Source organism: uncultured Gimesia sp. (assembly GCF_963972345.1).
In the GTDB taxonomy this organism is placed as follows: Bacteria; Planctomycetota; Planctomycetia; order Planctomycetales; family Planctomycetaceae; genus Gimesia.
This window is the reverse complement of record NZ_CAXAVM010000307.1, coordinates 1-5,030: the sequence shown is the minus strand read 5'-3', so window position 1 is coordinate 5,030 and position 5,030 is coordinate 1. Positions and strand designations below refer to the sequence as shown.

Sequence of the window (5,030 nt, the reverse complement as noted above, 5' to 3'; positions counted from 1 at the left end):
TGTTAACGTGCTCCGTTGTCGCACTCTCGTGATATCTATCAACCCAAAATTAAAAAATGACACTCCACTAGGATTCTCTGGTCCGATTATCATAGCCCACAGGCTGGTTGGATGCTGCCCCCTTTCTGCACCGTGACAGTTCACCGTGATCGCTGATCAGACAGCCCGATCTGAAAATTTCCTGGTCCAGAGGCGGTTCAAGACTGTAGCTGCGGGTCTGTCAGGATGTCGTACTTAACCAGTGGAAGTCAGTACGGTCGCCTTAAGCTTCAGCCTTATTTTGATCAATATCCCAAACAGGTAATTTGCTTATCTGATTTCGCACAGGATTTGTGTTGAAGGCACACCGGAAACGGGGAGTTGCTTTCCGCGGAATGATTCGATTCCTGTCCTTTCCATAAGCAGTGTGGCATGAGAAATGCGACATGAAAGCAGGCTCCTGTTTGCTCTGCAGGGAGTTGCTGCATTCTTAACGTGCGACGACTGCGCGCATCTTATAAGAAGTCCGCTTTGCTGGAGAATCACATGAATAAGTCGAAGTCTGAAGGGAAAACAGAGTCAGCGATCCATCATTCTTTCTGGCTGCAAGATCAGCCTCTGGATGCCCGGTATCCGGTGCTGGAGGGAAATCATCAAACGGATGTGTTGATCATAGGAGCCGGGATTACAGGCCTGAGTGTCGCTTTGGAATTACTGGAACGCGGAAGGCAGGTCACCGTGTGCGAAGCCTCCGTCATCGGAGCCGGGACGACTGGTGGCAGCAGCGGCCACCTGGATGCTCATCCTGAGATGGGGCCGCAAGCGTTATTGAATCAACTCGGAGAAGGGAAGGCACGCGCCTATACCCTGATGAGACTGGAGGCGATCCGTACGATTCAAAATCGATGTGGCGAGAACAGTGAGTTTCGATCCGTCGAGGGATATTATTATACCGAACATGAAGAGGCCCTGGATGATGTCAAAGCAGAATATGAAGCCGCGAAGAAGATCGGGCTTTCTGTGAACTGGACCGACCAGATTCCTGTTCCCCGGGCAGTGGGTGGCTACGCCGTTCAGGGAATGGCGCGCATTGACTGTATGGGTTACCTCAAGACTTTAGCAGAACTGGTTGTTCAAAAAGGGGGACAGATTTTTGAACAGACGCAGGTCAGTGGTCCCGTAGAGCCAGCGCCCCGATCACTGAAGACGGCTGCCGACCATGAGATTCATTTTAATCAGGTCGTCTGTGCTGTTCATTGTAATTTTACTGACTTTCAGCAACTCTACCTGGAAACACCCGCTTATCAATCTTATGTTCTTGCTGTCAAGGTTCGGGATCCTCTGGAAGATGCATTGTTCTGGGACGATTCAGATCCTTACTTTTATATCCGACGCGCGACAGATGATGCAGATCTCATTCTCGTCGGAGGCTGTGATCACCGGACTGGTGCCGGCGATACCACGGCTTCGTTAAAGCAACTGGAAGAGTGGACGCGCGAACGATTCCAGGTGGAGTCCATAATATCGCGCTGGAGTGCTGAGTTTTTTGAGCCAACTGATGGTCTGCCTTTTATTGGAAAAGTGGGTAGCAAGGAAAATGTCTGGATCGGGACCGGTTTCAGTGGAACTGGTTTGACCCTGGGGACCTCTGCGGGATCGATGCTGGCTGATCTGATTACCGGAAAATCAAACAGCCTGACGGAAGAATTGTCTCCTGGTCGGTTAAATATCACTTCAGCTGGAAAGGTGATCTCCGAAGGTACTACAACGGCCGGCAATCTGGCCGAGCGCGTTTTACCGGCTCAGAAAATCAATGCGGATACGTTGCAGCCTGGAGAGGGAGCCGTGGGTAAAGTGGATGGAAAATTTGCAGCGGTCTGCCGTGACCATAGCGGTTGTGTGCATTCCCATAGCCCGATCTGCACGCACATGGGGGGAGTGGTTCAATGGAATCAGGCAGAGCAGACCTGGGATTGCCCCGTGCATGGAGGACGTTTCTCTGCCAGTGGCGAACGACTGTATGGGCCGCCGGAAAAAGAACTGGAAGCGGAATGAAAGGGGTGAGAATGCAGTGCCGAACAGGACTGGAACTTGTATTCGAGAGCTCTCTCCCGGCGGCGCGGGTTTACTCGGGAATCGGTTCGGGAACGCGGTCTTCGGCCAGTGCGGCTCGATAGTCGGCTTGTTCCTGGAAATAGAGCAGTTTGGCATCCACTGCTTTTTCAGCCGATTCCACGGCATACTGTTCGCGCAAGGTCACTTTTAACAGATCTGACAGACCTTCTTCGAAGTTTCGTCGTTCCCGCCGCGCCAGGTCTTCGGCATAGTCGACCGCCTGTTCGGCCTGCTGGGCCTGTTTATAAGCACCGATCAGACCTGCGTAAGCGAATTCGACTTCGGCGACAATTTTTTCTTCCGTCAGTTTTCGTTTGGCGCTGAGCTGTGAGATTTTTCCGCTGACGGACTGCATTTTTCCGCGCGCCTTGCGGCGTTCGATGGGCACTTCCACCAGGAGTAATGCATCCAGCTCAAAGGGCCCTTTATCATTTTTCGGACTGGTGGGGTAACCCACATCCTGGGAGGCGGCCATGATCAAATCAACCGAGGGGAGAGTGTCGTTTTGTGCTTCGGAATGGTCGATGTCCAATTGACGCTGCAGTAGATTGATCGCTTCAATTTCAGGTCGCTGCTCCAATGCCAGTTGTGCATCATAGGCAACCCGTTCTGCATCGACGGCATCCAGTTCGGGAAATGGTGGAAGCAGCTCGGGACCCGGAATCATCGGGGCTCCGTTGGCATCACGAAGATACAGGGAAAGTTTCACTGCTGTCTGTTGCAGCTTCCGCTCTGCGAAAGCCCGTCTGCCGGAACGTTCGGCGACCAGTCGGAGGTTATCAGTTAACTCGGGCGGATCCAGGAAACCATTCTCAACCTGACTGCGTATCCGATCCGTTCGATCTTCAGCCAGTTTGAGTATGCGATCTGCAATCACCAGTTTGGCCCCTGCCGCCACCCAGTCCCAATAGGCGTAGGTCCCTTCCTGCACAAAGCTGATTAATTGCGCCTGGATATCCGGCTCGACTGCCTGCACTCCAAAAGTGGATCGCCACAAAGCAGCCCGTCGCGCATCGATATCACGATTTCGAGAAAGGGGAACGGAGAATCCCGCTTTAAATTCTCCCCCTTCATTCGTCTGACGCTCCAGATACCAGGGCTGGAAACTGCCTCGCCCGACGCGATACCCGGCAAAGACTTCTCCCCCCTGATACAGAGGCTGAATCACACCGATATGCTGACGATAGGTTTTATAATAACCCATCGGCCCGTTCTCTGTCCCTGCTTTTAATTTTCGGTCGAATTCTCCCAGGGTTTCCAGCCGTTCTCCCGATGCCACATCACGCGAATAGAGGGCTGCCTCCAACAGGGGATAACTCTGGTAAACCGAGTTAATGACATCTTCCAGTTCAATTCCCTGTGGGTTGGGAGTGAAGTTTTGACCTGGCAATGGTGGAATCTCCGGAATCCCGAATGTGTCCTCGTTGATCATTTCCGCTGCGACCTGCTCGACTGACGATGGCGGATCTGTGCTTTCAGTTACTCCCGGATCACTCTGCTTTTCGTCCGAAGCGTGAGTGACTGTGACGGGCAGTGGTGTTTTTACAGGTTCAATGACTGAATCATCAGAGAGAGAAATTCGCACGGAAGAATCAAGCGGATCCGGCTCAGGTTGTGTCAGGTGTTGTTTATACCCCGCACAACCTCCCAGGCTGAAAGCAAAGATCGCGATCCAAACTCGAAACATGATTTCATAACTCAACTGGCGGGTTTCAATATGGTCCGAATCAGTGATACATTCACTCTAATCGACACGACAGGTATAGTTAGAGAATTCGACATAATGCAAACAGTGAGTTGAACTGAAGTCGTAACAGAGTCACATTCCACGAAGATCATCGCGTTTGCTTCGCAAGATACAACGAAGGCCGCAAACTCGGCACAGTTTACCTGGTCTTACTTTGGTAGTTTGGGAGGTTTGCTTGTGGTGTTTTTCTGGCCTGGCTCATTGACTGAAACCACTGGTGGGAAACCATTTAGTCTTCGCCAGACTTCGTACCAGAGCGGAACCTGCTTCAAAAGGACCCAGGCATTCGCGCGTACACCCTGTCGCAGAAACCGGTCCTGAGGCCAGGGTTTGTCCTGGGGATCGGGACGGACCAGGATGCGAAACTTTCCCAGGCCGTTATCAATGGCATCAACGGAAACGACTTCGCCACCAAAGGTTCCCACTGCGACGGAAGGCCAGCCTGAAAACTGCACGGCTGGCCAGCCTTCAAACTGCAGACGCACGTGTCGGCCTGGTTCAACCAGCGGCGCGTCATTACCATCAAGCCATATCTGGACAGAGCGGTCTTCTGTGAAGGGAACGATCGTACAAATCGGGTCTCCCTGCTTGAGGATAGCTGTACCCAGATTGGGAGTAATCTGCACGATGTAACCATCGAAGGGAGCTTTGATGACCTGACTTTCCTGTCGTGAAACTTTGACCTGCATATCCAGGAGTTCCTTCTCCACCTTATTCAGCTCCTGTTGTGATTTGGCTATATCACTCTCTGCTTTGGAGACATCGCCATTGGCTTTGCGTAACATGGCTTTTGTCTTATCAATCTCAGCCTGGGCTTTTTCTACTTTTGCCGTGCGCTCGCTCTGTTTGCCCGAGAGCTCATCTTTGGCAGCGCCGTAATAGAATTCAGCTCCTTTGGCTTTGCTGGCCGCTTCTTTCAATTTTCGATTGACTTCCTGCAGCTTCTGCAGCGAAATATTATTTTCCGCCTGCAATGTTTTCATGCGGTCATACTCCGCCTGGAGCTGCGGTAGTGCTGCCTGGTATTCTGCCAGCTTCTGCTGTTCGGCCTGAACTTTTTTGTTCGCCTGTTCAATATAAGCATTCTGCGCATTTATCGTTTCACGCTTGACCGTTTCAAAAGCCTGCACCTGTGCTTCATAAGATTCTACGATTGTTTTTGCTGCTTCCAGGGCGCGCTGATTTGCTT

The 5,030-nt window shown here is 51.8% G+C and carries 3 protein-coding genes; 1 reads left to right on the top strand and 2 read right to left on the bottom strand.

Annotated elements, in window-relative coordinates; all coding sequences use genetic code 11:
- Positions 1 to 525 precede the first annotated feature (525 nt).
- On the top strand, positions 526 to 2,034 hold the full coding sequence (locus tag AACZ40_RS28135; RefSeq protein ID WP_291170709.1) for an FAD-dependent oxidoreductase: 1,509 nt from the start codon (positions 526 to 528) through the stop codon (positions 2,032 to 2,034).
- A 70-nt stretch (positions 2,035 to 2,104) separates the two neighbouring features.
- On the opposite strand, the gene AACZ40_RS28130 is transcribed toward AACZ40_RS28135, so the two are convergent.
- Entirely contained in the window at positions 2,105 to 3,781 is a 1,677-nt protein-coding gene (locus AACZ40_RS28130; protein WP_291170712.1) for a TolC family protein, read from the bottom strand.
- A 209-nt stretch (positions 3,782 to 3,990) separates the two neighbouring features.
- A partial coding sequence (locus tag AACZ40_RS28125; RefSeq protein WP_339676888.1) for an HlyD family efflux transporter periplasmic adaptor subunit occupies positions 3,991 to 5,030 on the bottom strand: 1,040 nt, incomplete at its 5' end.

What these genes read in the sequence shown, in the direction of transcription:
- AACZ40_RS28135 (WP_291170709.1), top strand. Translation starts at nt 526, where the DNA reads ATGAATAAGTCGAAGTCTGAAGGGAAAACAGAGTCAGCGATCCATCAT.
- AACZ40_RS28130 (WP_291170712.1), bottom strand. Translation starts at nt 3,781, where the DNA reads ATGTTTCGAGTTTGGATCGCGATCTTTGCTTTCAGCCTGGGAGGTTGT.